We start from the raw sequence: 26,869 nt of genomic DNA on the forward strand, positions 1-26,869 counted from the left end.
GCCAGGGGCGTCCTGCCCCCACCCGATAGCCCACTCCGTTTCCCGCCTGTCGCACATCCAGAAAAGGAACACCGCCATGACCCACGTCCACGCCACCGCCGACCAGCTGCGCCAGGAATGGGCCAGCAGCCCCCGCTGGGCCGGCATCACCCGCCCTTATTCGGCCGAGGAAGTCGTGCGACTGCGCGGCACCGTGCCGGTGGAATACTCCCTGGCCCGTCGCGGCGCGGAAAAGCTCTGGGCTTCGTTGCACACCGAGGACTTCGTCAACGCGCTCGGCGCGCTGACCGGCAACCAGGCCATGCAGCAGGTCAAGGCCGGACTGAAGGCGATCTACCTGTCCGGCTGGCAGGTCGCCGCCGACGCCAACCTCGGCGGCCAGATGTACCCCGACCAGTCGCTGTACCCGGCCGACTCGGTGCCGGCGGTGGTCAAGCGCATCAACAACACCCTGCTGCGCGCCGACCAGATCCAGTGCGCGGAGGGCGGTGGCGACGTCGACTTCCTGCAGCCCATCGTCGCCGATGCGGAGGCCGGGTTCGGCGGCGTGCTCAACGCCTTCGAGCTGATGAAGGGCATGATCGAGGCCGGCGCGGCCGGCGTGCACTTCGAGGACCAGCTGGCTTCGGCCAAGAAGTGCGGCCACCTCGGCGGCAAGGTCCTGGTGCCCACCCGCGAGGCGGTCGACAAGCTGGTCGCCGCGCGCCTGGCCGCCGACGTCATGGGCGTGCCGACCCTGATCGTCGCCCGCACCGACGCCGAGGCCGCGGACCTGCTCACCAGCGACATCGACGACAACGACAAGGACTTCTGCACCGGCGAGCGCACCGTGGAGGGCTTCTACAAGACCCGCAACGGCCTCGACCAGGCGATCAGCCGTGGCCTGGCCTACGCGCCCTATGCCGACCTGGTGTGGTGCGAGACCGGCAAGCCCGACCTCGAGTTCGCCCGCAAGTTCGCCGAGGCGATCCACGCCAGGTACCCGGGCAAGATGCTGGCCTACAACTGCTCGCCCAGCTTCAACTGGAAGAAGAACCTCGACGACGCCACCATCGCGAAGTTCCAGAAGGAAATCGCGTCCTACGGCTACAAGTTCCAGTTCATCACCCTGGCCGGCTTCCACGCGCTCAACTACGGCATGTTCAACCTCGCCCACGGGTACGCGCGCCGGCAGATGAGCGCCTTCGTCGAGCTGCAGGAGGCCGAGTTCGCCGCCGCCGAGAAGGGCTTCACCGCGGTCAAGCACCAGCGCGAAGTCGGCACCGGCTACTTCGATGCCGTCACCCAGACCATCCAGGGCGCCCAGTCCTCGACCGTGGCCCTGAAGGGCTCCACCGAGGAAGCCCAGTTCCAGGACGAGAAGGCGATCGCCGCCTGAGTCCACGCGTGCCGCACCCGGCGCTTGCCGGGTGCGGCACGTCCGCTTTCGAGCTTTCCGGCCCCGGTGCCGCCCGCCTGTCCCGACCGCCTGTCCGCCCGCGCCCGCTTTCCCCGTTAGGCGCTCAATGTGATGCTATTCTCAGTAAGACTGCGTCGTTCAGGTTCGCAGGCCTTGCAAATGGAACGTGGCGCGAAAGGCATGGGGAGTGGTGATGAACCGCAGGACCGCTGTGATCGCAAAGTCCGGCCGACCGGTGCGTAGCGCGACGAGCGCCGCGTCCGCCGCCCTGCGCGGCGCCGACCTGAGCTCCAGCGTCCTCACGTCCGGGGAGTTCGAGCTCTTCGCCGCCGTCGGCCACCTGAGCGACGTCAAGGCCGGCGACACCCTGTTCCTGCGCGGCGACCTGGGCACCAGCATGTTCCTGATCGAGCGCGGCGAGATCGAGCTCGACTTCGGCGACGACCTGCAGGTCAAGCGCCTGGGACCGAACGAGTTCTTCGGCGAACTCGGCCTGCTGATCGGCAACCACGCCCGCAGCGCGAGCGCCGTCGCCAGCGTCGACTGCACCCTGATCGAGCTGCACCACCAGGAATTCGAGGCCCTGGTCGACCAGGACCCGGGGGTCGTGTCGTGCTTCCTGCGCCGCGCGATCATGCGCGTCGTGCTCAACGAGCAGGCCCTGACCCGCCGCCTGCGCCGCCGCAACCACGACCTGCAGGCCGCGCTGGACAGCCTGCACGCGACCACCCACCAGCTCAACCAGACCGAGGAACTGGTCCGGACCGACGAGCTCACCGGCCTCTACAACCGGCGCGGGCTGATGTTGCACCTGCAGGAGTGCCGGGCGATCGGCATGCCGCCGACCATGGGCCTGGTCATCGTCGACTGCGACCGCTTCAAGCAGGTCAACGACCAGTATGGCCACCTCGTCGGCGACCGCGTGCTGCAGAGCATCGCCAGCATCCTGCGCGCGGTGGTGGGCCCGGACGACATCGCCTGCCGCCTGGGTGGCGACGAATTCTGCCTGGTGGTGAAGGCCGAAACCGAGGACGAGGTCCTGCGCTTCGCGCACTACATCGTGCGCACCGCGCAGGGCCTGCTGGAGCTGGACGACGGCCACGACGAGGCGCCGATCATCTGCCCCATCAGCGTCGGCGCCAGCCTGGTCGACGCCCACCTGGACTGGAATGCCTGGTACGCGCTCGCCGACGCCGCGCTCTACCGTGCCAAGCGACTGGGCGGCGATCGCGTCGAATGGCAGGATGCATCCGAGCCACTGTCCTGACAGGGGGGACGTTATGGACGACGCCAGCAACGCGCACGACGACACCGGCCAGCCCCAGGGCGAGCCTGGCGAGGACGGCCACAGCCGCAACCTGCGCACCATCCTGCTGCTCGATATCTGCGACTCGACCGGCATCGTCGAGCGCCTCGGCGACACCGCCACCGCGCAGCTGTTCCGCGAGCACGACCGCCTGGTCCTGCGCCTGCAGCAGGCCTGGCGCGGCCGCCTGATCGACCGTTCCGACGGCCTGCTGCTGCTTTTCGAGCGGCCCATGGACGGCCTGGGTTTCGCCCTGGACTACGGCCAGGGCCTGGCCGGGATCGGCAAGCTGCGCGACATCGAGCTCAAGGCCCGCGCGGGCCTGCACGTGGGCGAACTGCTGACCTGGCGCAACAGCGAGGAATCCGTCCGCCTGGGCGCCAAGCCACTCGAGGTCGAAGGCCTCGCCAAGCCCATGGCCGCGCGCCTGATGAGCATCGCCCGACCCGGGCAGATCCTGATGTCGGCCGTGGCCGAGTCCCTGACCCACCGGGCCGTGCGCGACATGGGCGAGCGCGGCCTGGCCCTGGTATGGAAGTCGCATGGCCGCTGGCGCTTCAAGGGCATGCCCGAGACCCAGGAGGTGTTCGAAGTCGGCGAGCCCGGCATCGCGCCACTGCGCAGGCCCATCGAGAGCGCCAAGGCCCAGCGCGCCGTTCCGCTGTGGCGGCGCCCGACGGCCATGGCCGCGGAAGCCGCCCTCGTCGCCGCGATCGCGGTGGGCGGCTGGTTCGCGACCCGCCCGCCGCCGGCCATCGCCTTCAGCGAGCGCGACTGGGTGGTGGTCGGCGACCTGCGCAACCTCACCGGCGACGCCGGGCTGGAAGACTCCCTCGAGCAGGCGTTCCGCATCAGCCTGGAGCAGTCGCGCCACGTCAACGTGCTGTCCGACCTCAAGGTGCGCGACACGCTGGCGCGCATGCGCCTGGCCCCCGACACGGTCGTCGACCGCGACATCGCCGCCCAGATTGCCCAGCGTGACGGCGCGCGCGCGGTGATCCTGCCCACCGTGTCCGAGGTGGGCGGTCGCCTGCGCATGAGCGTCGAGGTCGTCGACCCGCACAGCCAGGCCACCGTCTACGCCCACGCCGCCGACGGCAAGGGCGAGGCGTCGGTGCTCGCCTCCATCGACGAAGTCACCGGCGCGCTGCGCGCCGACCTCGGCGAGGCCGTCGCCCAGATCGACAAGGACTCCAGACCTTTGCCGGAGGTCACCACCGGCAACCTGGATGCGCTGCGGGCGTATGCGCTGGGGCAGGAGGCTTTCGAATCACGGGACTTCGACCAGGCGAGGCGGCTCTTCGAGCGAGCCACTGTCCTGGATGAGCAATTTGCGCTGGCATGGCTGGGAATCGTTCGTGCCGATTTCAGCCAGGTGAATGCAAATGCGGCCCTGGATGCGCTTCTTCGCGCCAAGCAACTCGTCGGACACCTTCCGGCGCGCGAAGCGTTGTACGTGGAAGCGTGGGCGGCACGATTCCTTTCGCCCGCCGATGCGACCGGGAAATGGACCGAGCTGGCGAGGCTGTATCCGGACTTCTATCCAGGCCAAGGGAATGCGGCGCTTTGGCTCTACGAGGAGAACAGGTTCGAAGAGGCGCTTCCCCATGTCCGTGCGGCCGCCGTCAGCCAGAATCCCCTGCTTGCCGTCCAGTTCGACACCGAAGGGCGCATCCTGCTTGCGCTGGAACGCTACGAGGAGGCCGCGGCAGCGCTTCGCAGGGCCAACAGCATGTCGGGCGGCAGCATTCGTCGCCTTGTTGGCCTCGAAGCGGCCCAGCGAAGGTTTGCCCAGGCAGATGCGTACTTGAAACAGCTCGAGCCTGGTGATCCTTACGCGCACATCGAAATGGCCTCGGTGTCCGTCGATCGAGGGGATTGGGCTGGCGCCCGCAACCACGCCGCCAACGCGCTCACGTCGCTCCGCGACAGCCGTGGGCTTGACTCCAGGTATCTCCAGGTTCCGCTGGCGCTTTCCGAATGGCTATCGGGAGACCAGGCGGGAGCGGAGAAGCGATTGCTGGATGCAGCCGACGGGTCGCTGGAGGCGCTCTCGAAGAAGAGTTCCGCCGACGCCCAGGATGACGCCGCCACGGTGCTCGCGGCAGCGCTGGTGCTGGCCAGGCAAGGCAAGGGGAGGCAGGCGGAGCGCCTTGTCTCGGAAGTCGCACGTTACCCCCGGCTGATGGAGACCCCTCCACTCGAGGAGCTTGCGACGGTCGTGCGCGCCCAGCAGTCGATCATCGCGGGCAAGCCGGGTGCGGCCATCGAGCAACTGGAGCGATTGCTCTCGGGCTGGGAGCGCTATCAGACGCGAGCCACCCTGATGCGCGCCTACGTGGCAAACGGCGACCACGAAAAGGCGATCAGGGAAGCGGGCTGGTTGCAGAAGCGGCGAGGACTTGCCTATGCCGAGCTGGAATGCGGTTATTGCCTGCAGGCGCTGAACGTCTTCGACAGCACTCTGTCGGTAAGGCAGGAGGCCCGCAGTCTCGATGCGCTTGGAAGGCCGGAAGAGGCGGCCGCGAGGCTCGCAGAGTTCGAAGAACTTTGGCCCAACGGCGCCCCCGCGTACCTGCGCTGAGGCAGTGCCTTAAGGCATCTCGCCGACGTCGAGGTTCGGCGTTGTCTGGGCAAGCCCCTTCAGCAGCATCGCCCGGATCTCGTTGCGTGCCTGGTTGATGGTGTCCTTGGACGCCAGTTGCCGCACTTTGCAGTCACGGAACGGCTCGGCCTGGGCCATGGGCAGGGACCCGCAAGCGGTCATCTGTCCCTGGGTCGGCGATTCATGGCCGATCGAGCGCAGAGCGGCGAGGTGGTCGCGCTGGAAGCGTTCGCGGAACAGGTCGTCGCTGCCGAGCAGGTCCAGCAGGCGATCGGCGATCTCCGGCGACAGCGGCGCGGTCCGGGTCTTCGTGCTCATCGATGGGTCCCCATATGCGGCCTGGGCCAGGCCGTCATCGGCAGAATCTAGCGTTCCCGCTGGAAATGGGCAACCGTCACAGATTCGCGGGGTACTCCCGGCAGGCTATGCGGCGGGCACTCCCGCGGGCAGAGGGGTGTGGAATGGTGGGGCCGTCTCCTTCGCGCAAGGCCGCGGTGACGGCAGTCGCGTCGCGTGCCGGGAGGGGCTCCGATGCGGGCCCGCGGCTGGCCGCGGCGGGGTCGGGTCCGCATACTCCAGCCCCACGCTCCTGGATTTGCCCGCATGAAGATCCGCCGCTGCGCCGTCGTGTTCCTTGAACCCCGCGAGGACGTCGCGTTCGAGCTGGAATCGCTGCTTGCCGGCGGCGATGGCCTGCGGCGCGAGCGGCGCTGGCTGGCGCTGGCCCCGCATATCGGCGAGGAGGTCGAGCTCGACGGGACCGAGCGTGAACTGCTTGGCCAGCTGAGCCCGGGGCAGTGGATCGAGGCCGACGGCCTCGACGTCGACCTCGCCCCGGCACTGCCACGCCTGCTCACCGAGGGCCTGGTCGTCGCCGACAGCGATGGCGATGCCGTGCGGGCCGGCTGGCGCGAGCGCGACGCGCGCTTCCGCGAGGTCCACTGGCATCCGCTCGGCGCGACCCTGCATGCCTTCACCCGCTGGGAAGGGGTCGACGCGGTGCAGAACAGCAAGGACAGCCGCACCGAGACCGCGGTGGAGATGCGCCAGGTGCTCGGTGCGCCGCCGGTCGAGGCCGCGACCCGCACCGAGGACGATGCGCGCGTGGCGCTGCCGAGGATCGCGCCGAACGACTTCGACCGCCTGCTCGCGCGACGCGCCACCTGTCGCAATTTCGACCCCTCCCGTCTCCTGCCGTTCGAGGCCTTCGCCCGGGTCATGCAGCGCGTGTTCGCCGCCCAGGCCGAGGTCCGGGTCTCCGAGGACACCGTGTTCCTGAAGAAGAACGTCCCCAGCGGCGGCGGCCTGCATCCGATGGAGTGCTACCTCGTCGTCCAGCACGTGGAGGGCGTCGCGCCGGGGCTGTACCACTACCACGCCACCGACCACGCGCTGGAGCCGCTGCCTTTCCGCGCGACCGATGCAGCTGGCGGCAGCGAAGACGGCCGCGAGGGCGACGAGGCGATCCCCGCCGAGCCCAGCGCGCTCCGCCGCTTCGTCATGGACATGGTCGCGCAGCAGCACTGGTTCGCCGACGCCCACGTGGTCGTCCTGCTGTCGCCGCGCTTCGACCGCACCTTCTGGAAATACCGCCAGCACGCCAAGGGCTACCGCGTCGTCGCGCTGGAAGGCGGCCACCTCTCGCAGACCCTGTACCTGTCCGCGACCGAGGCCGGCCTGGGCGCCTTCATCACCGGCGCGATCAACGAAAAGCAGCTCGAGCGCGCGTTCGGCCTCGATCCGGTCAGCCAGGGCGCGTTGGCGATCTGTGGCTTCGGCTGGCGCGGGCCGGTCATGGAAACCGCCGAGCTCGACCCCGCCGGGGAGGTCTGGGCTCCCGCCGCCCCCGGAATGGGACCGGCATGACCGGGGGCAGTCGACAGGATCGGCAAAGCTGCGGTAGCGTCGAAGGTCCCTACGTCGTCGGATGGATGCGTGTGATGCTCAAATGGTGCGTTGTGTCGTGTACGGCCGTGCTGGCCCTGGGCCTGTCGGTGACTTCACTGGCCGCGGATACCGCCGCGATCGACCTGGCCGCGCTGCGAAGCGAGCAGGCCCGGATCCAGGCCGGCGCCACCGCCGGCACCGGTGTCTACGAGGACATGTCCAAGGCCAGGCGCCAGGAAGTCCTGGAGCGCCAGGCGCGGATTTCCGCGGCGATCGAAGGCAAGCAGTCGATGGACGAGCTGGATGCCGCCCAGCGCGACGCCGTTGCCGACGACGTGGCCTGGATGGAGCGCACGCTCCGCGACGCCGAGGACAACCGGCAGGTCTGCGAGCGCCGCAAGAAGCTGGGCAGCAATCGCTTCGAGCGCGTCTGCATGACCGTCGCCCAGCAGCGCGAGATGCGTGAACAGGCCCGCGCCCAGCTCCAGCGCAGCGGTGTCTGCGAGGACTGCGGCGGCGGCGGCTGAGTCGCACCGCACTCGTCCTGCGACAGCGCCCGCGCGCTGTGGCCCACCCGTCGCCCGCGCCCTGCGCGGGCGACGTCGTTGGGCGTCCGGCGCGTGGTTGAAGCGCCCCGGGGGCGGGCGTATCGTCGGGATTCCCCAACACAGCATGGAATCCTGCGATGAACCGACACGGATACAGGGTGGGCCTGGGCGTGGTCCTGGCATTGGCATCGACACTGGCCCTGGCCAGCGCGAACAAGGTGGGGCAGATCCTCGAGCAGCAGCGCGAGATCCGCGAACAGACCGAGGGTTCGACCGGTGACTACGCGCGCTTCGATCCCAGGGCGCTGGCCCGGATCGAGGCCGCGCAGGACCAGATCTTCAGCCTGCTCGACGGCGTCAGCGCGGTCGAGCAGCTGCATCCCGACCAGCAGGCGGAACTGTTCAACGCGCTGGAAGAGGTCAAGGCGGTCCTGGCCGACAACGAAGACGACCGCCAGCACTGCTGGCGCGAGCGCAAGCTGGGCACGACCATGAAGGAAACCCGCTGCGCGACCGTCGCCGAGATGCGCGCCGTCCAGGAGGACACCCGCAACTACCTCAACCGCGGCCAGCGCTGCGGCGCCAGCGCCACCTCCGACTGCGGCAGTGGCCGCGGCCTGGAGCCGGCGACCGGGCGTTGATCCCGATGCGGGGCCCGTCCCGTGCCGGTCGCACCGGCCGGGCCGCCGCCCCGTGACCGCAAGGGCCGGCATCGCCGGCCGACGATGGAGGCGTTGGACATGCGAGCGTTCGTGCGATCCCTGCTGCCCATCTGCATGCTGTGCCTGGCGATCGCCGGCCCGGTGTGCGCGCAAACGCCCCCGGGCGATGATCCCCCAGCGGTCGACATCGAGGACGTCGACGGCCTGCAGGTCATCCTCGAGCAGCAGCGAGAGCTGCGCGCCCACCTGGACGCGGGCGGCATCGAGGGCCTGACCACGCGCGAGAACAATCGCGTGCGGGACGCGCAGGCCGAGGTGTTCGCGATCACCGAGGGCAAGTCCCGCCTGGACCAGCTGGACATCAACGAGAAGGTCGCCCTCGAGAATGCGCTGCAGAAGATCAACGCCTACGTGCAGGGCAGCGCGGCGGCGGCCGATGGGCAGACCGTGTGCTGGCGCGAACGAGTGACCGGCTCCAAGCGCAAGACCACCCGCTGCGGCACCGAGGCCGAGCGCCTGCAGGCGCGGCAGGGCGCACGCGCCTACCTCGAGCGGCCCAAGGTCTGCGGCCAGAACTGCGGCGGCCAGCTTTGAACCGAGCCCCGCCGGCGCCCCGGGCGCCGGCGGGGCTCACTCCAGCGCGCGGTCCATGCGCCGGTAGCCGATCGCCTCGCTGAGGTGGGGCGTTTCGATCCCGTCGCTGCCTGCCAGGTCCGCGATGGTGCGGGCCACGCGCACGATGCGCTGCATGGAACGCGCCGACAGCCGCAGGGCCTCGACCGCGCGCTCGAGCAGGTCCTGGTCGGCCGTGGCGAGGCGGCAGCTCGCGGCCAGGCGGGACGGATCGAGCATGGCGTTGGGCCGCCCCGCGCGCGCCAGCGCCCGTTCCCGTGCCGCCACCACGCGCGTGCGCACCGTCGCGGAGGACTCGCCGGCGGGGGCATCGGCGCGCAGCGCCGCAGGCGGCAGCCGCGGGACCTCCACGTGCAGGTCGATCCGGTCCAGCAGGGGTCCGGAGACCTTGGCCCGGTACCGGCGGACCGCATCGGGGCTGCAGCGGCAGCGTCCGCTCGCGTCGCCGGCCCAGCCGCAGGGGCAGGGGTTCATCGCCGCGATCAGCTGGAAGTTGGCCGGGAACTCCGAGCTGCGCGCGGCGCGGGCGATCGTCACCACCCCCGACTCCAGGGGTTCGCGCAGCACCTCCAGCGCCTGTCGGCTCCACTCGGGGAATTCATCGAGGAACAGCACGCCGTTGTGGGCCAGCGACACTTCGCCCGGACGGGGCTCGGCGCCGCCGCCCACCAGGGCGACCGCGCTGGCGGTGTGGTGGGGCGCGCGATAGGGGCGCTGGCGCCAGCGGGCCGGGTCCAGGCCGCGTCCGCTCACCGAGGCCACCGCGGCGGCCTCCAGGGCCTCCGGTTCCGTGGCTTCCGGCAGGATCCCGGGCAGGCGCGAGGCGAGCAGCGTCTTGCCGCAGCCGGGTGGGCCGACCAGGAGCAGGTGATGGCCCCCGGCAGCGGCGACTTCCAGCGCGCGGCGCGCGTGCGGCTGGCCGCGCACGTCGGCCAGGTCGGGACCGGCGCAGGCCTCCACCGCGGCGGCTTCGGCGCGTGGCAGGGCCTTGCGTCCCTGCAGCAGCGCGCAGGCCTCCAGCAGGGTACGGGCCACGCGGACCTCGCCACGACTGCACAGCGCCGCTTCGGCGCCATTGCCCGGCGGCACCACCAGGATGCGGCCGGCATCGGCCGCGGCGAGCGCGGCCGGCAGCACCCCGTCCACCGCGCGCAGCTCGCCGGTCAGGCCGAGCTCGCCGAGGAATTCATGGCCGTCGAGCGCGTCCAGCGGGACCTGGCCGCTGGCGGCGAGGATGCCAAGGGCGATCGGCAGGTCGAAGCGGCCGCCGTCCTTGGGCAGGTCCGCAGGGGCCAGGTTGACGGTGATGCGGCGCGCGGGGAATTCGAACTGCGCGCACTGGATGGCGGCGCGCACGCGATCCTTGGCTTCGCGCACGGCGGCCTCGGGCAGGCCGACGATCGACATGGCGGGCAGGCCACCGGCCAGGTGCACTTCCACCCGGACCGCGGGCGCACGCACCCCCGACCGCGCACGTCCGTGCACGAGGGCGAGGTTCATGTCGGGAGACCCGGGTCAGTGGCGCGGCGCGTGGCCCAGCTGGGCTTCCAGCTCGGCGACGGTCTGCTGCAGGGCCTCGAGTTTCTCCCGGGTGCGCAGCAGGACTTCGCGCTGGACCTCGAACTCCTCGCGGGTGACCAGGTCCAGCCGGGTCAGGCCGCTCTGGAGCACGGTGCGGAAGTTTTCCTGCAGTTCCTCGCGGCTCTCGCGCAGGCCCGGGGGGACCAGGTTGCTGAGGCGGCGGGCGAGTTCGTCGATGTGGCTCAGGTCGATCATCTTGTTCCTCCGGCGATGCCCCAGCATGACCTGCCGGTCGTGATGGCGCAGTCGGCCTGCGCCGCGATGTCGTGTCGGAAAAGTCCTACACGGAGGGCGGCGCGGCGGGGGATTCTAGCGCATGCCGGCGGCTGACCGCCCGGCGGGCGAGCGGGTATCCTGAGCGCGCCCGGCGATCTCCGCCGGTCCCGCAGCGTCCAGAGGGGAAGCGATGAAGATGATCATGGCGGTGGTCAAGCCGTTCAAGCTCGACGATGTCCGCGAGGCACTGGCCGAGGCCGGCGTGGCCGGCGTCACCGCCACCGAGGTCAAGGGCTTCGGCCGGCAGAAGGGCCATACCGAGCTCTACCGCGGCGCCGAGTACGTGGTCGACTTCCTGCCCAAGATCAAGCTCGAGGTCGCGGTGACCGACGACCAGGCCGACCTGGTGGTGGAGGCGATCATCAAGGCGGCGGGCACCGGCAAGGTCGGCGACGGCAAGATCTTCGTCTACGACCTGGAGCGCGCGGTCCGCATCCGCACCGGCGAACTCGACGGCGACGCCCTCTGAGGGCACCGGGCCACGTGTCCGGTCGCCATCGCCCAGCCCGTTGATCCTCCTGGAGCCGGCGCACCCATCGCGACCGGCGTGGATCGGCAGGGGGCATGCGTGCGGGTTTTCAGTGAGCTTGAAGAGGTGCAGGCCAAGGCCAGCCTGGACCGCCGGGCCTTCGTGTTCGGGCACACCCTGGAAGCGCATCCGGCCCTGTCCCTGCGCAATCTGTCGGAGGTGATCCCGGCCCTGCCGCGCGAACAGGTGTTCCATTCCAGCGGGCGCCTGGACATGGCCGACGACTTCGACAACGCCCACAAGGAGCACAGGCCCGGCCAAGGCCTGGAAGCGGCCCTGGACGACCTGCGCGGCAGCGATGCCTACATCATGGTGCGCCAGCCCGAGGCCCACCCGTCCTTCCGCCCCGTGTATGACGCGCTGTGTTCGGACGTCGAGGGCATGGCCGCCGCCGCGGGCATCCGCGCCGACTTCGACGACGCGATGCTGTACCTGTTCATCGCCTCGCCCGACAGCGTCACCCCGTTCCATATCGACCGCTACTCGACCTGCCTGATGCAGGTGCGCGGGTGCAAGGAGGTCGTGGTCTATCCGCCCTGGGACCCGCGCGTGGTCGCCGACGAGGACGCCGAGCACTACTTCGCGCGCAGCGGCCGCCGGCCCGAGTGGCGGGAGGGCGCCGCGGCCCTGGGCGAGCGGTTCCAGTTCACCCCCGGACAGGCGCTGCACATCCCCTTCGCCGCCGGCCACCACGTCCGCAACGGCAGCGAGGACGTGTCGATCTCGCTGTCGATCATCTTCAGGACGTCCGAGAGCCGGCGGCTGACGCAGGCGCTGCTGTTCAACCACTACGCCCGGCGTTATCTGTCCCGCCTGGGCATGAACCCCCGGCGGGTGGCGATGGACGCCGCGGGCGTGGCCGCCAAGTCGGCGCTCTGGCGCGTGGGGCGCCGCGCAGCGGGCCTGTTGAAGGCCCCGGTCGCGCCGTGAACCGGGCCGCGCGCGCGCTGTCGCGCACGGGCTGCACGGTGGCACTGCTCGCCCTGGCCGCCTGCAACGGTGGCGACGCGCCGGCCCCGGCCGACCCGGGCGCGCCGCCGCGCTTCGCGCTCGCCGTGGTGGGCGACTCCGACAGCCACTCCTACCAGGACCGGATCAGTTTTCCCGAGGGCGACCCGGCGCGCGGCGGCGCCTATCGCGCAGTCACCTTCAACTGGTACGAGATCCTCGCCCGCCTGCGCACGGACCAGCTCGACGTCGGCGAATGGGGCGTGCGCGGCACCCGCGGCCGCATCGCGCGGCTGCTGCGCGCCGTCGGCATCCCCGCCCGCGCGCCGCGCAAGGAGGACTACGACTACAACTTCGCCATCTCCGGTGCCGGGTGCGAAGACCTGGTCGAAGGCTACCGACAAGTCCCGTCGTTGCTGGCGATGATGGATGCCGATCCGGTGCCCTGGCGCCACGGCGCGGTCGTGTTCCGCATCGGGGTGAACAGCTTCGGCACGCAGCGCGCGCTCGAGGCGCTGGGCGCCGATCCCGGCGACGCCCGCGTCAATGGCGCCATCGACGCCTGCGTGTCGGCCTTGCGCGAGTCGGTCGCCCGGCTGCATGCGCGCCACCCGGACACCCGCGTCGTGCTCGTGGGCATCTTCGACAACACCCACTGGGCGATGCATTTCGACCACGCCTGGAGCCCGGCGGCGCTGGCCAATGTGGGGCGGGGATTGGATCGCTTCGACGATGCGCTGCGCGCGATGGCGGACGCCGACGACCGTGTCGCCTTCTTCGACGACCGGGCCTGGTTCCACGCGCACTTCGGCGGTCGCGACGCGCAGGGGCACGGCGCCTACCGGACGCTCGAGTTCGTCGACGGCACGCGCGTGGAGAACACGCTCGGTGATGCGCCGTTCCACACCACGCTGGCCGACGGCCATGCCGGGACCCTGGTCAGCGGCCGCTGGGCGGGGTCTCTGCTGGACTTCATCGGCCGCCAGTGGGGCCTGGACTTCCGCCCCATCGGCGACCGCGAGTTGCTGGCCCTGGTGGCCCCGGCGGGACCCGCCCTCGTCGCCGGGCGCGAGCGCGAGGCTGCAGAGCGCACGGCGACGCCGCCGGGCGCCCATTAGACCGGGCTCAGCCCGCGAGCGCTTCGGCCAGGAAGGGCGGCGGTACCAGCGCGGCGGCATGGGCCTCGGCGGTGTAGTACCGGGTGGCGAAGCCGCGCTCGCGCGCCGCGTCCTCGCGGAACGCGAAGCCGCCGGACTTGCGCGCCAGCGTGCAGCTCCACCAGCCGGTCGGATAGCAGGGCTGCGGGAACGGCAGGGTCGCGAAAGCGTTGAACCCCGCCTTGCCCATCTCGCCGCGCATCTCGCGGATCAGTTCGACCAGCATCAGCGGCGACTCGGACTGCTGGACGAGGATGCCGTCGTCCTTGAGCGCCCTGAAGCAGCTTTCGTAGAACGCCTTGTTGAACAGGCCTTCGGCCGGGCCGACCGGGTCGGTCGAGTCGACGATGACGACGTCGACGCTGCCGGCCGGGCAGTTGGCCATGTAGGCCACGCCATCGTCGAACAGCAGTTCCGCGCGCGCATCGCCGTTGGACTCGCACAGCTCGGGGAACCATTTCTCGGCCATGCGCGTGACCTGCTCGTCGATGTCGCACTGGGTGGCGCTCTCGACGCCGGGGTGGCGCAGCACCTCGCGCAGGGTGCCGCAGTCGCCGCCGCCGATGATGACGACACGCTTGGGGGCCGCGTGGGTGAACAGCGCCGGGTGGGACATCATCTCGTGGTAGAGGAAGTTGTCCTTCGTGGTCAGCATCATCGCGCCGTCGATGAGCATCAGGTTGCCCCAGTCGGTGCTCTCGTAGATCTCGATCTTCTGGAACGGGGACTGCACCTCGTCGAGCTTGCGGGTGATGCGGTAGCCGATCGCCGAGCCGGTCGGGTCGAAGTTCTCGTAGTGCCAGGTGGTGTTGTCGTTCATTGCCGGTTCGCCCCGCGAAGAGTGCCGAGATCAGGGGACCGCTGCCGCATGGCGCCGGTCCCGGTGAACGGGGGCGGGCGGACCGGCCCGCGCCCCAAGGCCGCGAATTGTAGCGGACCCCCGCCAACGGCTCGTGACCGCCGGCCCGCGGACACGCGTCCTCACGGCCGCGGACGGTAGAATGCGCATCCCCTTCGCCGCTGGTGTTTCGCCGATGTCCCCGCCGATGCCCGACTGGTCCCCCGACCAGGCCCGCAAGACCTACTCGATCCCGCACTGGGCCGAGGGGTATTTCGACGTCGACGGTGCCGGTTGCGTCACCGTCAGCCCGCAGCGCGACGCCGGCCCGTCCGTGGCCCTGTCGGCACTGGTCGACGAGGCCCGCGGCAAGGGCGCCAAGCTGCCCCTGCTGCTGCGCTTCCCGGACATCCTCGGCGACCGCCTGGCGCGCCTTCAGGGCGCGTTCGCGCAGGCCATGGGCGACTGGAACTATCCGGGCGGCTATACCGCGGTCTACCCGATCAAGGTCAACCAGCACCAGGGCGTGGCCGGCACGCTGGCCTCGCACGCCGGCGACGGCTTCGGGCTGGAGGCGGGCAGCAAACCGGAGCTGATGGCGGTCATGGCGCTGTCCCGCCCCGGTGGCCTGATCGTCTGCAACGGCTACAAGGACCGCGAGTACATCCGCCTGGCCCTGATCGGCCGCAAGCTGGGCCTGGACACCTGGATCGTCATCGAGAAGCCGTCCGAGTTGCCCCTGGTGATGGAGGAAGCGCAGGCCCTGGGCGTCAGGCCGGGCCTGGGCGTGCGCATGCGCCTGGCCAGCCTCGGCGCCGGCAAGTGGCAGAACAGCGGCGGCGACAAGGCCAAGTTCGGGCTCTCGCCGCGGCAGGTGCTCGACCTGTGGAAGCAGTTGCGCGACGCCGGCATGACCGACTGCCTGGGCCTGCTGCACTTCCACATGGGCTCGCAGATCTCCAACGTACGCGACATCGCCAACGGCATGCGCGAGGCGGTGCGCTACCTCGTCGAGCTGTCCGCGCTGGGCGCGACGGTGCGCTTCATGGACGTCGGCGGCGGCCTGGGCATCGACTACGAAGGCACCCGCTCGCGCAGCGAGTGCTCGATCAACTACGGCGCCAACCAGTACGCCAGCACCATCGTCCAGCCCCTGGCCGAGGCCTGCGAGGCGCACGGGCTGGCGCCGCCGCGCCTGGTCACCGAGTGCGGCCGCGCGATGACCGCGCACCACGCCGTGCTGGTGGCCAACGTCTCGGAGGTCGAGCAGGCGCCGGAAGGCCGCGTGCCCGACGTCCACGAGGACGAGCCGGCCGTGATCCGCCACCTGCGCGAGGTCCACGACGAGCTCGGCAGCCGGCCGGCGGTGGAGCTGTTCCACGAGGCGCAGCACCACCACAGCGAAGGCCTGTCGCTGTACGCGCTCGGACAGATCGACCTGGTGCATCGCGCGCGCATCGACGACCTGTTCTACGCGATCGCCCATGCCGTGCGCGCCCAGCTCAAGCCCGGCGAGAAGAGCCACCAGGCGACCCTGGACGAACTGAACCAGCGCCTGGTCGACAAGTACTTCGTCAACTTCAGCGTCTTCGAATCCATGCCCGACGTCTGGGCGATCCAGCAGGTGTTCCCGATCGTGCCGATCGAGCGCCTCGACGAAGCGCCCTCGCGGCGCGGCGTGATCGCCGACCTGACCTGCGACTCCGACGGCCGCATCGACACCTACGTCGAGAACGAGACGCTCAACACCTCGCTTCCGCTGCACGGACTGCAGCACGGCCAGAGCTACCGCCTGGGCTTCTTCCTGGTCGGCGCCTACCAGGAGATCCTGGGCGACATCCACAACCTCTTCGGCGACACCGACGCGGTCGAAGTGCGCGTGGACGCCTCTGATGCGCGAGGCTTCGCGATCAGCCAGCAGCGCCGGGGCGACACCACCGACGTCATGCTCGACTACGTCGGCTACCGGCTCGACGACCTGCGCGATGCCTACGCCGCGCGCGTGGCCGGCGCCGCGCTGCCGGAGGACGAGTCCACGCGCCTGCTCGCCGCGCTCGAGGCCGGGCTGACCGGCTACACCTACCTCGACGACGGCGGTGCCGCCGTCGGCCGGGCGATCTGACATGGCGGCGGCCCCCCGGCGCTACCTGGTCATGGCGATACGGCAGCCCGGCTTCGACGCCGGCGTCATCGAGCCCCACCTGGCCTACATCGGCCAGCTGCGCGCTCGTGGCCAGCTGGAGTTGAGCGGCGGCTTCTCCGACAGCAGCGGCGGCGCCTACGTGCTGCGCGCGGCCGACCTGGCCGAGGCCCGCGCCCTGGCCGATGCCGACCCGCTGCACCTGACCGGCGCCTCGCGCCTGACCGTTTTCGAATGGAACGCATGAAGCATGAGCACTGAGTCCCCCGTATTGAAGACCGGTTTCATCGGCCTGGGCGCGATGGGCGCGCCGATGGCCCGCCACCTGCACGCGGCCGGGCTGTTGGCGGTGGTCGGTAACCGCACCCAGTCCAAGGCCGATGCCCTGGCCGCCGAGCTGGGCGTGCGCGCCGCGCGCAGCGCGGACAACTTCGCCGACTGCGACGTGGTCGCGATGTGCGTGTCGCTCGATGCCGACGTGCTGGAGAACGCGACGGCCCTGGCCTCGGTCCTGCGCAAGGGCGCGGTCGTCGTCGACCACTCCACGGTCTCGGTGCAGACCGCGCAACGGGTCGCCGCGTTGCTGGCCGCCGAAGGCATCGGCTTCATCGACGCGCCGGTGTCGGGCGGCGTCGAGGGCGCGCGCAACGGCAAGCTGTCGGTGATGGCCGGCGGCGACGCCGACGTGCTCGAGCAGGCACGCCCGGTCCTGCAGGCCTATGCGGCGCGGCTGGCCCACATGGGCGATACCGGTGCCGGCCAGGCGACCAAGGCGGTCAACCAGGTCCTGGTCGCGGGCATCAACGAGGCGGTCTGCGAGGGCCTGGCGCTGGGCGAGAAGCTCGGCCTGGATCCCGAGCGCCTGCTGCCGACCCTGATGGCGGGTGCCGCCGGCAACTGGTTCCTCGACAAGCGTGGCGAGACCATGCTGCGCGATGCCTTCGCACCGGGCTTCAAGTCGGCGCACATGCTCAAGGACCTTCGCATCGTCCAGGGTATCGCCCGCGGCGCCGGTATCCGCACCGCGGTCATCGACCAGGCGGTGGCCGACTACAACGAGCTGCTCGAGCGCGGCCATGGCGAAAGCGACACCTCGGCGCTGATCGTGCTCAAGCGCCAGCCGCAAGGCTGACCCTGCGAGCCGCGGGGCGTATCAGGCGCCCGGGGCGGACAGCGGCGGGCGCGCAGCGCGCCGCGCCGCCCATTCACCCAGCGCCGCGCCCAGCCACGCGGCCAGCATGCTCGCGGCGGTCGCTGCACCGTTGTAACGCAGGATCTCACCGAGGCTGAACGGCTCGGGCACGTGCGACAGGGCGGAGGAGAGCTGCACCGACACCGCGCCGCTCAGGGCCACCAGCAGCGCCAGCAGCACCGCGAAGATGCGAAACCCCTGCGTGGCGATCCGGCCGCCCAGGGCCATGGCCGCCGCCGTGACCAGCAGGCCGGCGAGCGGGATGGGGCCGAAGCCGGCATCGATCGGCACGTCGAGCGGTCGACCGGTCGCGATCAGCAGCCACTCGAAGCCGAGCATGACCGCAAGCGCGGCAACACTGCCCATCAGGATGCGTTTTTCCATTGTCCCTCCGTGGCCCGATGGCGGGCGTGCAGGCCGGCAGGCACCCGGGCGGGGCCGCCGGCGGGCAGTCTAGGCAATCGACGGGGGGCGCGCAGCGATCGCGGTCGGCATTCCGATGGCCGGCCGTAGCGGAGGGGTGCCCGGTCGGCCGCCAGGGGCCGGCGGCGCCCGGTGTATTTACCGGGCCTTGATCGCGAGCGGCGCCAGGCCGTTGCTTTCCAGCTTCTGCTTGGCGTCGGCGAGGTCGCCAGCGGTGCCGTATGGACCCATGCGCACGCGGTAGATGGTCTTGCCGTTGATCTGTGCCGACTCGACGCGTGCGCCCAGCCCCAGCAGCGCGATCTTCGCCTTGAGTTCCTCGGCCTGGCCGGAGGCCTGGAACGCGCCGGCCTGCAGCAGGTAGCGGCTGCCATCGCCGACGCCGGCCGCGGTGCGCGTGTTGCCGCTGGCGACGACGGTGTCGGCGGCCTTTGGCGCGGGGGCCGGCGCGGCGGGGGCGGCGGCGTCCGGGTCGACCGGTTGCGGCAGCGCATCGGGCGTGCGCGCGCTGGCCTGGGCCGTCTGCTGCGCACGCTCGATCGCCGCCTGCCGTTCGGCCTCGGCGCGCTGCGTCGCGGCCAGCTCGGCATCGGTCATCGGCACTTCCTTGCCGGTGAGCATGTCGTAGAACGCGAACTCGTCGCCCTTCTCGCCGGCCGCCGCGTCGGCCGGGGCCTCCGTCTTCGCCGCCTGGCTGGCGGGCCGCGGCAGGATCTCGTCGTCGGCACTCGTGACCGGTGCCGGCTGCGCGTCGGGGTTGGGCTGCGGGCGGAAGAAGCCATCGCTGCCGGACTTGAGGTATTTCGGCGCCACCAGCACGACGATCAGCGTCAGCAGGATGCCGAGCACCATCCATGCCCAGCCGGGAAGGCCGTTGCCCTGGTTGCGCTTGGCCTGGGTCTTGTTGCGTCGTGCTGCCACCTGCGGCGGTCCTCGTTGGTTGCGTGGGTCGCCTCGGGCGCGCCGAGGCGGGAAAACGTGATGCGGTACCGCTCCAGTGTAAGTCAATCGCCCCGCGGACGAAGGCCCGGCACGGGCGCCTACATGACCTCGGGGGCGCCCACGCCGAGCAGTCCCAGGCCATTGGCCAGCACTTGCCGGGTCGCCATCGCCAGCACCAGGCGCGCGTCGCGCGTGGCGTCGTCGTCGACCAGGAACTGGTGGTCGTTGTAGTAGCTCTGGAAGGTCTGGGCCAGCTCCAGCAGGTAGCCGGCCACCTGGTGCGGCTCCAGGTCGCGCCCGGCGCTTTCCACCACGTCCGGGTAGCGCTGCAGGTCCGTCACCAGGGCATGGGTGGCGGTATCGTCCAGCGCCAGCGGCTGGGCCAGGCCACGCTCGCGGTCGAACGACAGGCCACGCTCGGCCAGCTGCCGCAGCAGGCCGCACATGCGGGCATGGCTGACCTGGACGTAGTAGACCGGGTTGTCGAGCGACTGGCTGCGCGCCAGGTCGATGTCGAAGGTCAGCTGCGAGTCGGGCTTGCGCGCGATCAGGAACCAGCGCGTGGCGTCGCGGCCGACCTCGTCCACCAGGTCGCGCAGGGTCACGTAGCTGCCGGCACGCTTGGACAGCTTGACCTCCTCGCCACCGCGCATGACGGTGACCATCTGGTGCAGCACGTACTCCGGCCAGCCCAGGGGAATGCCCTTGTCGAGCGCCTGCAGGCCGGCGCGCACGCGCGCAAGCGAGCCATGGTGGTCGGCGCCCAGTTCGGTGATCGCGCGCTCGTAGCCGCGCTGCCATTTGCTCAGGTGATAGGCGACGTCCGGCACGAAATAGGTATAGGTGCCGTCGGACTTGCGCATGACGCGGTCCTTGTCGTCGCCAAAGCCGGTCGAGCGCAGCCACAGCGCGCCGCCCTCTTCGTAGGTGTGGCCACCGGCGACCAGCTCGCGCACGGTCTCCTCGACCTTGCCGTCGGTGTACAGCGACGACTCCAGGAAGTACACGTCGAAGCCGACGCCGTAGGCTTCCAGGTCGAGGTTCTGCTCGCGGCGCAGGTAGGCGACGGCGAAGTGGCGGATCGCATCGAGGTCGTCCGGATCGCCCGTGCCGGTGACGACATGGCCCTCGACCTCGACGCTGTCGCCGCGCAGGTAGGCGGCGGCGACGTCCTTGATGTAGTCGCCACGATAGCCGTCCTCAGGCCAGCCGGCGTCGTCCGGGCCCTTGCCCTGCGCACGCGCCTGCACCGAGATCGCCAGGTTGTTGATCTGGGCGCCGGCGTCGTTGTAGTAGAACTCGCGCTTCACGTCCCAGCCGTTGGCGGCCAGCACCCGCGCGACGCAGTCGCCGATCACCGCCGCGCGGCCGTGTCCGACGTGCAGCGGCCCGGTCGGGTTGGCCGACACGTACTCGACGCCGGCCACGTGCCCCTTGCCGCCGTCGTTGCGGCCGTAGGACTCGCCGCGGGTGAAGACCTCGCCCAGGCCACGGCGCCAGGCGGTCTCGGCGACGCGGAAATTGATGAAACCCGGGCCGGCGACCTCCACGCTGGCGATGTCGTCGTTGGCCGGCAGGGCGTCCACCAGTGCCTGCGCGATCGCGCGCGGGTTGGAGCGGGACGGCTTCGCCAGCAGCATGGCCGCGTTCGTCGAGAAATCGCCCTGGGCGCGGTTCTTCGGCCGCTCGATGACGAACTCGGGGGTCTCGAGGTCGGCGGGCAGGGTGCCGGCGGCGCGCAGGGCATCGATGGCCTGCAGCACCAGGTCGCGGAGGGCGGTTTTCACGGGCGGTTCCGGAGATGTTGCGGAACCGTCCATTGTACGCGAGCGCGTGCCGGGGGGGCCGTGCGACGTGAATGGCGGGCGACCGGCGGCGTCACACCCAGCCGCGCGCGGCCAGCGACACCGGCGGTCCATCGGCGATGACGAAGTGGTCGAGCAGGCGCAGGTCGACCAGCGCCAGTGCCTGCTTGAGGCGGGCGGTCACCGCGCGGTCCGCGGCGCTGGGCTCGCGATTGCCGCTGGGATGGTTGTGGCCCACGATCACTGCCGCCGCGTTGTGGGCCAGCGCCCTGCGCACCACCTCGCGCGGATGCACTTCCGCGCCGTCGATGGTGCCGGTGAACATCTCCTCGAAGGCCAGGGCGCGATGGCGGGTGTCGAGGAACAGCGCGGCGAACACCTCCCGCGGCCGCCCACGCAGGCGCTGCGCGAAGTAGCGTCCGGCGGCGAACGGGTCGCCCATGGCCTCGCCCCGCTCGAGCTCCGCCGACAGGTGGCGGTGGCCCAACTCCAGCGCGGCGGCGAGGGCGCAGGCCCGTGCCGGGCCCAGGCCCGGCAGCTTCGCCAGGCCCGCGGCACCGCGGTCGAGCAGCGCCCGCAGGGGGCCGTGGCTTGCGAGCAGCTGCCGCGCCGTGCTCACCGCGTCCTGGCCGCGCAGTCCCGAGCCCAGGAAGATCGCCAGCAATTCGGCGTCCGACAGGGTGCCGGGGCCGCGTGCGAGCAGCTTCTCGCGCGGGCGCTCGGCGGCCGGCCAGTCGCGCAGGCGCAGGACCGGTCCCCTTGGGACGTTGGACGGGGCGGGCGCGTCGGCCAGGGCCGGGGGCGCGAAGGGGTCGTGGGTGTGGTCGGGGGGCATGCACGGGCCCATCCATGGGCCGGGTCCTTCCTTGGGCAGGGGGGCGAGGCGGGGGGTCGGAGCGGGACGCGACAGGGAAGGGTCGCGGGGCAGTTCCCGGGGAGTCCGACCGCCCCGCCTCGGTTCTCATTTGATGCCGGGGCGGGACGCCGCTCAACCGGACTTCCTCGCGGCATCAGGTAAGCTAGACGCCCGTTGTGCCGTAGGAAATTTCTGAACCATGTCGGCTGTGCCACCCACCCTGGACGACACCTCCGTCCTCCTCTGCGTCTGTGGCGGGATCGCGGCCTACAAGGCCGCCGAGCTCGTGCGCCGGCTGCGTGAGGCCGGGGCCGAGGTGCAGGTGGCGATGACCGCCGACGCGCTCCACTTCGTCGGCGAGGCGACGTTCCAGGCCCTTTCCGGGCGCACCGTGCGCACCTCGCTGTGGGATGCCGCCGCGGAGGCGGCGATGGGCCACATCGAACTGGCGCGCTGGGCCGACCGCGTCGTGGTCGCGCCGGCGACCGCCAATACCCTGGCCAAGCTCGCCCATGGCATGGCCGACGACCTGGTGAGCACGCTTTGCCTGGCGACCACTGCCCCGATCGCGGTGGCGCCGGCGATGAACAACCGCATGTGGGCCCATCCGGCGACCCAGGCGAACATCGAGACCCTGCGTGGCCGCGGCGTGCAGGTGGTCGGCCCGGAAGATGGCCCCCAGGCCTGTGGCGAATTCGGCCCGGGCCGGCTCAGCGAGCCCGCCGCCATCGTCGCGGCCCTGGCCACCGGGAGACGGGCATGAGCGCGGCCGACATGTCGGGCCTGCGCGTGCTTGTCAGCGCCGGGCCGACCTACGAGGACATCGACCCGGTCCGCTTCATCGGCAACCGCAGCAGCGGCAAGATGGGTTTCGCGATCGCCTGCGCCGCCGCGCGGCGCGGTGCCGACACGGTGCTTGTCGCCGGACCGGTCTCGCTGCCCTCGCCCGACGCGGTGACCCGAGTCAACGTCCGCTCCGCCGCGCAGATGCACGAGGCGGTGATGGCCGCGCTGCCGGCCGATGTCTACATCGGCGCCGCCGCGGTCGCCGATTTCACGCCCCTCGAGATGTCGGCGAGCAAGATCAAGAAGAAGCCCGGCAGCGACACCCTGACCCTGGAGCTGGTGCGCACCGCCGACATCCTCGCCGACGTCGCCGTGCATGCGCAGCGTCCCCGCCTCGTGGTCGGCTTTGCCGCCGAGACCGACAACGTCGAGGGCTATGCCCGCGGCAAGCTGGTGAACAAGAAGCTGGACATGATCGCCGCCAACCGCGTTGGTGTCGCCGGCAGCGGCTTCGAATGCGACGACAACGCACTGTCCGTCTTCTGGCACGACGACGAGCGCGCGCTGGGGCCGGCGGCCAAGACCGAGCTCGCCGATCAGCTGCTCGACCTGGTGGTGGAGCGACTGGCGGCGCCCGGGCCCGTCGCGACATGAGGGCCGTTGCATCGCGGACCGGCGTGCCCGCCCCGGCGTCCATCACTCCATTCAAGCCCGCCCCACGGACGCCCGACGCCTGATGCGACACACCCTCGAACTCAAGGTACTCGACCCGCGCTTCGGCGAGACCTGGCCGCTGCCGGCCTATGCGACCGAGGCAAGCGCGGGCCTGGATTTGCGCGCGGCCCTGGATGCGCCCCTGGTGCTCGCGCCCGGGGATGCGGCGCTGGTGCCCTCGGGCCTGGCGATCCACATCGGCGATCCCGCGCTGTGCGCGGTGATCCTGCCGCGCTCGGGCCTGGGACACAAGCACGGTATCGTGTTGGGCAATGGCACCGGGCTGATCGACGCCGATTACCAGGGGCCGTTGATGATCAGCGTGTGGAATCGTGGCCGCGAGCCTTTTACGATCGAGGCCGGGGACCGCATCGCCCAGCTGGTCGTGCTGCCGATCGTGCGCGCGAGCCTGCGGGTCGTCGACGCATTCGAAACCAGCGAACGCGGGGCGGGTGGCTTTGGCCATACCGGCGTGCGCTGACAGGGGAAGTGACATGGTGGATCTGAAAATCGAGCGGCCGCAGTTGTTGGCCGAACAGGGGCGATTCCTGCGCCTGCTGGTCGCGGGCGCCTGCGTACTGCTGGCGGCGTGGTTCGGCTGGAGCGGCTGGCAGCAGCATCGCGACGACAGCCGCCGTGCGGGCATCGAGCAGGCAAGGGACCAGACGGTCGCATCGATCGCATCGATGCTCAAGGCCGAGTACGGCCGCATGGAAACCCAGCTGGCCAAGCCCGACGTGCGCAACGCGGTGACCGACGGCGACCTGGTCAATGCCGGCGTTCGCCTGGCCGAGGGCTGGAAGGACGTCGAGGGCGCCCGGGTGTTCGCGCCGAGCCTTGAAAGCGCCTATGCCGTATTGACCGCCAAGGGTGCGCAGGGCGGGGGTTACGGACGCCTGGCCGCCCTTGAAGCGGCGATCGCGCAGAACAAGCCGGTGGCGTGGATCGTAGGCGACGCCGGCAAGGCGCACATCGAGCTCGCCGCGCCGGTGCATCGCGACGACGCGCTGGTCGCCGTCGCCGCCGTGCGACTGCCGATCGCGAAGGTCAACGCCAGTTTCCAGGAAGCCTCGCTGCCGGGCGCCACCTATCTGGCGCTTCGCCAGGGCTCGCACAGCGTGATCGAGCGCGGCGATACCGCGCTCAACAACGGCGCCGAGTCGCTGGCGCGAAAGATCGACGGCAGCGAATGGCGCGTCGCGGCCGCCGTGCCGGACGCCGCTGGCGGCCCCTTTGGCCTCGATGCGCTGGGCTGCTTCATCGTCGCCCTGGCGCTGCTGCTTGCTGCCGCCTTCGCGAGCATCGCGCACAAGCTCCGCCTGCGGCGCAAGCCGGTGGACGCCGAAGAGCCGGAGGCCGAGCAGACCCTGGCCCAGGCGACGCTCGGCGCGCCCGAGCCGGTGGTCGAGGCAACACCCATGGCGCCGGTGGTCGACAAGGACGCCAAGGCCCCGATCGGCGACGTGGCGATCGACGCCGGCATCTTCCGCGCCTACGACATCCGCGGCATCGTCGGGCAGACCTTGGACGCGGGCATCGCCGAGCTGATCGGCCACGCGGTGGGATCGTTGATGCACGAGCAGGGCCACGAGGATATCGTGGTCGGGCGCGATGGCCGCTTGTCCGGCCCCGAGCTCACCGAAGGCCTGGTCAAGGGCCTGCGCAAGGCCGGTCGCAACGTGATCGACATCGGTCTGGCGCCCACGCCACTCACCTATTTCGGCGCGTACCACCTGCGCGCGGGCTCGTGCATCTCGGTGACTGGCAGCCATAATCCGCCCGACTACAACGGCTTCAAGATCGTGGTCGGCGGCGAGACCCTGTCCGGGGACGCGATCACCGACCTGTATGCGCGTATCGCCGAGGACCGCCTGCACGATTCCCCGGCCCTGGGGCGCCTGGAGCAGCGCGACATCAACGACGACTACGTCGAGCGCGTGTCCTCGGACGTGCAGATCGAGCGCTCGCTCAAGATCGTCGTCGATGCCGGCAACGGGGTCGCGGGCGAACTCGCGCCGCGGGTGCTCGAGGCCATTGGAGCCGAGGTCACGCCGCTGTACTGCGAGATCGATGGCACCTTCCCGAACCACCATCCCGACCCGAGCGAGCCGCACAACCTGGCCGACCTCATCCAGATGGTCCAGCGCCTGGACGCCGACCTGGGCATCGCTTTCGACGGCGACGGCGACCGCCTCGGCGTGGTCACCCGGGACGGGCAGAACATCTTCCCGGACCGCCTGCTGATGCTGTTCGCGACCGACGTATTGGAGCGCAACCCGGGCGCGGTGATCATTTTCGACGTCAAGTGCACCGGACGCTTGCCGGGGCACATCCTGCGCCACGGCGGCAGTCCGCTGATGTGGAAGACGGGCCATTCGCTGATCAAGGGCAAGATGCGCGAGACCGACGCCGAGCTGGCCGGCGAGATGAGCGGCCACTTCTTCTTCAAGGAGCGCTGGTACGGCTTCGACGACGGCATCTACGCCGCCGCGCGCCTGCTGGAGATCCTGGCCATGCACCCGGAGGGGCCGGCCCAGGCGCTGGCCGAGCTTCCCGATGGCGTGTCGACGCCGGAGATCAAGGTCGAAGCGCCCGACGGCAACCCCCACGCCTTCGTCGACCGGTTCCGCGACAGCGCCCATTTCGAGGGGGCCCGCCTGTCGACCATCGACGGCCTGCGCGTGGACTGGCCCGACGGCTGGGGCCTGGTGCGCGCGTCGAACACCACGCCGATCCTGGTCATGCGCTTCGACGCCGACAGCAAGGACGCGCTCAAGCGCATCCAGGCGGCCTTCCGCGAGCAGCTGCTCGCGCTGAAGCCGGACCTGAAGCTGCCGTTCTGAGGGCGCGGCGCGACCTCGCCCCTCCGGCAGTTCCATGACGCAGAAGCCCCGCCGGAGCGGGGCTTCTGCGTTCGGGTAGGGCGCCGGGAGACTAGCCGCGCTCGTTGGGCGCGGGGTTCTTCAGTTCGCGATAGCGCTCGAGCGCGGCCTGGAACTCGCCTTCCACCTCGACGCGCTCGTTGCGCTGCTGGATGAGCATGTCCTGCTGGCGCAGCAACTCCTGGTGCTGGCCCTGGATGGTCTCGGCGACCGCCTTGCCCACGGGCTTGCCATTGAGTTCGATCTCGCCGGCCTGGCGCAACAGGTGCACCAGGCTCTGGCGCAGGCCGGCGATGCCCAGCTCCGACGCCTTGACCGTCTCGTCGAGCAGCACGATGCGGTTCTGGTACGCGCGGCGCAGCTCGTTCTCGGTCGCGTAGGACTCCGCCATCGCCTTCTCGCGGCGAAGCACCGCGGCGGCCTCCGCGTCGGCCAGGGCCTGCTGGCGGGCGGCCTCGGCGGCCTCGGCGCGCTCTTCGGCAGTCAGCGCCCGGCCCATGCGCCCGGTGGTCATGCCGCTGCGGGCGCTGATCTCGGTGCGCTCGCTGTCCACGGCGCTTGCCGGGAGTGCGTCGCCGCAGACCTTGCGCCCGTTCTCGTTCCAGCAGTACAGCTTCTTGTTGCCGCCGGCGCTCTTCCCCTGCGCCGCCAGCAGCGACGGCGACAGCGCAAGCAGCACCGTGACCGCGATCAATGCATGAGCCTTGTTCATGACGCGTCCCCACTCGTCCCTGGTTTCTCTCTCTTCACTGGGTTAACG

Annotated in this window: 24 protein-coding genes and 1 pseudogene; 16 read left to right on the forward strand and 9 right to left on the reverse strand. The window is 70.8% G+C overall.

Going from position 1 to position 26,869, the window contains the following annotated elements; all coding sequences use genetic code 11:
* Positions 1-76 precede the first annotated feature (76 nt).
* From aceA to H4F98_RS14425, 3 genes are all read left to right on the forward strand, one after another.
* A complete protein-coding gene (gene aceA / locus H4F98_RS14415) occupies positions 77-1,378 on the forward strand; it encodes an isocitrate lyase (RefSeq protein ID WP_182688538.1) in 1,302 nt (433 codons plus the stop codon).
* Between the two features lie 214 nt (positions 1,379-1,592).
* Positions 1,593-2,666, forward strand: coding sequence for a GGDEF domain-containing protein (locus tag H4F98_RS14420; protein WP_182688539.1), 1,074 nt, complete (start codon positions 1,593-1,595; stop codon positions 2,664-2,666).
* Positions 2,667-2,679: 13 nt separating this feature from the next.
* Positions 2,680-5,289 carry a putative peptide modification system cyclase gene (locus H4F98_RS14425; RefSeq protein WP_182688568.1) on the forward strand — a complete coding sequence of 870 codons (2,610 nt, stop codon included), beginning with the start codon at positions 2,680-2,682 and terminating at the stop codon, positions 5,287-5,289.
* Between the two features lie 9 nt (positions 5,290-5,298).
* Here H4F98_RS14425 and H4F98_RS14430 read toward each other — a convergent pair whose 3' ends face one another.
* Entirely contained in the window at positions 5,299-5,628 is a 330-nt protein-coding gene (locus tag H4F98_RS14430; protein WP_182688540.1) for an NHLP-related RiPP peptide, read from the reverse strand.
* A 285-nt stretch (positions 5,629-5,913) separates the two neighbouring features.
* On the opposite strand from H4F98_RS14430, the gene H4F98_RS14435 reads away from it, so the two are divergent.
* The 4 genes from H4F98_RS14435 (at position 5,914) to H4F98_RS14450 (ending at position 9,001) form a co-directional block, all read left to right on the forward strand.
* The gene (locus tag H4F98_RS14435) at positions 5,914-7,176 is read left to right on the forward strand and encodes a putative peptide maturation dehydrogenase (RefSeq protein ID WP_182688541.1); all 1,263 of its coding nucleotides are present in this window, start codon (positions 5,914-5,916) and stop codon (positions 7,174-7,176) included.
* A 92-nt stretch (positions 7,177-7,268) separates the two neighbouring features.
* Positions 7,269-7,724: a hypothetical protein gene (locus tag H4F98_RS14440; RefSeq protein WP_182688542.1), complete on the forward strand. Its 456-nt coding sequence runs from the start codon at positions 7,269-7,271 to the stop codon at positions 7,722-7,724.
* Between the two features lie 158 nt (positions 7,725-7,882).
* Entirely contained in the window at positions 7,883-8,386 is a 504-nt protein-coding gene (locus H4F98_RS14445; protein ID WP_182688543.1) for a hypothetical protein, read from the forward strand.
* A gap of 99 nt (positions 8,387-8,485) precedes the next feature.
* Positions 8,486-9,001, forward strand: coding sequence for a hypothetical protein (locus H4F98_RS14450; protein ID WP_182688544.1), 516 nt, complete (start codon positions 8,486-8,488; stop codon positions 8,999-9,001).
* A gap of 36 nt (positions 9,002-9,037) precedes the next feature.
* Here the strand turns inward: H4F98_RS14450 and H4F98_RS14455 are convergent, their stop codons facing one another.
* Positions 9,038-10,540 (reverse strand): YifB family Mg chelatase-like AAA ATPase, encoded by a 1,503-nt coding sequence (locus H4F98_RS14455; protein WP_182688545.1) that lies wholly within the window; start codon positions 10,538-10,540, stop codon positions 9,038-9,040.
* Positions 10,541-10,555: 15 nt separating this feature from the next.
* On the reverse strand, positions 10,556-10,816 hold the full coding sequence (gene ubiK, locus H4F98_RS14460; RefSeq protein WP_141519365.1) for a ubiquinone biosynthesis accessory factor UbiK: 261 nt from the start codon (positions 10,814-10,816) through the stop codon (positions 10,556-10,558).
* A gap of 211 nt (positions 10,817-11,027) precedes the next feature.
* Between ubiK and H4F98_RS14465 the strand changes: the two genes are divergently transcribed.
* The 3 genes from H4F98_RS14465 to H4F98_RS14475 all read left to right on the forward strand — a co-directional run bounded on the left by H4F98_RS14465 (position 11,028) and on the right by H4F98_RS14475 (position 13,492).
* Complete coding sequence (locus H4F98_RS14465; protein WP_141519366.1) at positions 11,028-11,366, forward strand: P-II family nitrogen regulator; 339 nt, start codon at positions 11,028-11,030, stop codon at positions 11,364-11,366.
* 99 nt (positions 11,367-11,465) lie between these two features.
* Positions 11,466-12,356, forward strand: coding sequence for a cupin-like domain-containing protein (locus tag H4F98_RS16990; RefSeq protein ID WP_182688546.1), 891 nt, complete (start codon positions 11,466-11,468; stop codon positions 12,354-12,356).
* Positions 12,353-13,492: a GDSL-type esterase/lipase family protein gene (locus H4F98_RS14475; protein WP_182688547.1), complete on the forward strand. Its 1,140-nt coding sequence runs from the start codon at positions 12,353-12,355 to the stop codon at positions 13,490-13,492. Before H4F98_RS16990 ends, H4F98_RS14475 begins: the two co-directional genes overlap by 4 nt.
* A gap of 7 nt (positions 13,493-13,499) precedes the next feature.
* Here the strand turns inward: H4F98_RS14475 and speE are convergent, their stop codons facing one another.
* Positions 13,500-14,351 (reverse strand): polyamine aminopropyltransferase, encoded by an 852-nt coding sequence (gene speE / locus H4F98_RS14480; protein WP_182688548.1) that lies wholly within the window; start codon positions 14,349-14,351, stop codon positions 13,500-13,502.
* A 226-nt stretch (positions 14,352-14,577) separates the two neighbouring features.
* On the opposite strand from speE, the gene speA reads away from it, so the two are divergent.
* The 3 genes from speA to H4F98_RS14495 are packed head-to-tail and all read left to right on the forward strand — an operon-like array spanning position 14,578 to position 17,641.
* A complete protein-coding gene (gene speA / locus H4F98_RS14485; protein WP_182688549.1) occupies positions 14,578-16,491 on the forward strand; it encodes an arginine decarboxylase in 1,914 nt (637 codons plus the stop codon).
* Position 16,492: 1 nt separating this feature from the next.
* A complete protein-coding gene (locus H4F98_RS14490; protein WP_182688550.1) occupies positions 16,493-16,756 on the forward strand; it encodes a YciI family protein in 264 nt (87 codons plus the stop codon).
* Between the two features lie 3 nt (positions 16,757-16,759).
* A complete protein-coding gene (locus H4F98_RS14495) occupies positions 16,760-17,641 on the forward strand; it encodes an NAD(P)-dependent oxidoreductase (protein WP_220479234.1) in 882 nt (293 codons plus the stop codon).
* Between the two features lie 21 nt (positions 17,642-17,662).
* Here H4F98_RS14495 and H4F98_RS14500 read toward each other — a convergent pair whose 3' ends face one another.
* From H4F98_RS14500 to radC, 4 genes are all read right to left on the reverse strand, one after another.
* The gene (locus tag H4F98_RS14500) at positions 17,663-18,085 is read right to left on the reverse strand and encodes a hypothetical protein (protein WP_182688551.1); all 423 of its coding nucleotides are present in this window, start codon (positions 18,083-18,085) and stop codon (positions 17,663-17,665) included.
* Positions 18,086-18,262: 177 nt separating this feature from the next.
* The gene (locus H4F98_RS14505) at positions 18,263-19,045 is read right to left on the reverse strand and encodes an SPOR domain-containing protein (protein WP_182688552.1); all 783 of its coding nucleotides are present in this window, start codon (positions 19,043-19,045) and stop codon (positions 18,263-18,265) included.
* 119 nt (positions 19,046-19,164) lie between these two features.
* Entirely contained in the window at positions 19,165-20,853 is a 1,689-nt protein-coding gene (gene argS / locus H4F98_RS14510) for an arginine--tRNA ligase (protein WP_182688553.1), read from the reverse strand.
* A gap of 91 nt (positions 20,854-20,944) precedes the next feature.
* Positions 20,945-21,619: a RadC family protein gene (gene radC / locus H4F98_RS14515; protein WP_246373260.1), complete on the reverse strand. Its 675-nt coding sequence runs from the start codon at positions 21,617-21,619 to the stop codon at positions 20,945-20,947.
* A 307-nt stretch (positions 21,620-21,926) separates the two neighbouring features.
* Here radC and coaBC point away from each other — a divergent pair.
* The 3 genes and pseudogenes from coaBC (at position 21,927) to H4F98_RS14530 (ending at position 26,070) form a co-directional block, all read left to right on the forward strand.
* A pseudogene (gene coaBC, locus H4F98_RS14520) lies at positions 21,927-23,167 on the forward strand (bifunctional phosphopantothenoylcysteine decarboxylase/phosphopantothenate--cysteine ligase CoaBC).
* Between the two features lie 82 nt (positions 23,168-23,249).
* The gene (gene dut, locus H4F98_RS14525) at positions 23,250-23,708 is read left to right on the forward strand and encodes a dUTP diphosphatase (RefSeq protein WP_182688555.1); all 459 of its coding nucleotides are present in this window, start codon (positions 23,250-23,252) and stop codon (positions 23,706-23,708) included.
* A 13-nt stretch (positions 23,709-23,721) separates the two neighbouring features.
* Complete coding sequence (locus H4F98_RS14530; RefSeq protein WP_182688556.1) at positions 23,722-26,070, forward strand: phosphomannomutase/phosphoglucomutase; 2,349 nt, start codon at positions 23,722-23,724, stop codon at positions 26,068-26,070.
* A gap of 91 nt (positions 26,071-26,161) precedes the next feature.
* Here H4F98_RS14530 and H4F98_RS14535 read toward each other — a convergent pair whose 3' ends face one another.
* Entirely contained in the window at positions 26,162-26,821 is a 660-nt protein-coding gene (locus tag H4F98_RS14535; protein ID WP_182688557.1) for a hypothetical protein, read from the reverse strand.
* Positions 26,822-26,869 lie beyond the last annotated feature (48 nt).

Source organism: Marilutibacter spongiae, assembly GCF_014145325.1.
Taxonomy (GTDB): domain Bacteria; phylum Pseudomonadota; class Gammaproteobacteria; order Xanthomonadales; family Xanthomonadaceae; genus Marilutibacter; species Marilutibacter spongiae.

Coding starts and splice junctions, on each gene's coding strand:
- aceA (WP_182688538.1), top strand. CDS start 77: ATGACCCACGTCCACGCCACCGCCGACCAGCTGCGCCAGGAATGGGCC.
- H4F98_RS14420 (WP_182688539.1), top strand. CDS start 1,593: ATGAACCGCAGGACCGCTGTGATCGCAAAGTCCGGCCGACCGGTGCGT.
- H4F98_RS14425 (WP_182688568.1), top strand. CDS start 2,680: ATGGACGACGCCAGCAACGCGCACGACGACACCGGCCAGCCCCAGGGC.
- H4F98_RS14430 (WP_182688540.1), bottom strand. CDS start 5,628: ATGAGCACGAAGACCCGGACCGCGCCGCTGTCGCCGGAGATCGCCGAT.
- H4F98_RS14435 (WP_182688541.1), top strand. CDS start 5,914: ATGAAGATCCGCCGCTGCGCCGTCGTGTTCCTTGAACCCCGCGAGGAC.
- H4F98_RS14445 (WP_182688543.1), top strand. CDS start 7,883: ATGAACCGACACGGATACAGGGTGGGCCTGGGCGTGGTCCTGGCATTG.
- H4F98_RS14450 (WP_182688544.1), top strand. CDS start 8,486: ATGCGAGCGTTCGTGCGATCCCTGCTGCCCATCTGCATGCTGTGCCTG.
- H4F98_RS14455 (WP_182688545.1), bottom strand. CDS start 10,540: ATGAACCTCGCCCTCGTGCACGGACGTGCGCGGTCGGGGGTGCGTGCG.
- ubiK (WP_141519365.1), bottom strand. CDS start 10,816: ATGATCGACCTGAGCCACATCGACGAACTCGCCCGCCGCCTCAGCAAC.
- H4F98_RS14465 (WP_141519366.1), top strand. CDS start 11,028: ATGAAGATGATCATGGCGGTGGTCAAGCCGTTCAAGCTCGACGATGTC.
- speE (WP_182688548.1), bottom strand. CDS start 14,351: ATGAACGACAACACCACCTGGCACTACGAGAACTTCGACCCGACCGGC.
- speA (WP_182688549.1), top strand. CDS start 14,578: ATGCCCGACTGGTCCCCCGACCAGGCCCGCAAGACCTACTCGATCCCG.
- H4F98_RS14490 (WP_182688550.1), top strand. CDS start 16,493: ATGGCGGCGGCCCCCCGGCGCTACCTGGTCATGGCGATACGGCAGCCC.
- H4F98_RS14495 (WP_220479234.1), top strand. CDS start 16,760: ATGAGCACTGAGTCCCCCGTATTGAAGACCGGTTTCATCGGCCTGGGC.
- H4F98_RS14500 (WP_182688551.1), bottom strand. CDS start 18,085: ATGGAAAAACGCATCCTGATGGGCAGTGTTGCCGCGCTTGCGGTCATG.
- dut (WP_182688555.1), top strand. CDS start 23,250: ATGCGACACACCCTCGAACTCAAGGTACTCGACCCGCGCTTCGGCGAG.
- H4F98_RS14530 (WP_182688556.1), top strand. CDS start 23,722: ATGGTGGATCTGAAAATCGAGCGGCCGCAGTTGTTGGCCGAACAGGGG.
- H4F98_RS14535 (WP_182688557.1), bottom strand. CDS start 26,821: ATGAACAAGGCTCATGCATTGATCGCGGTCACGGTGCTGCTTGCGCTG.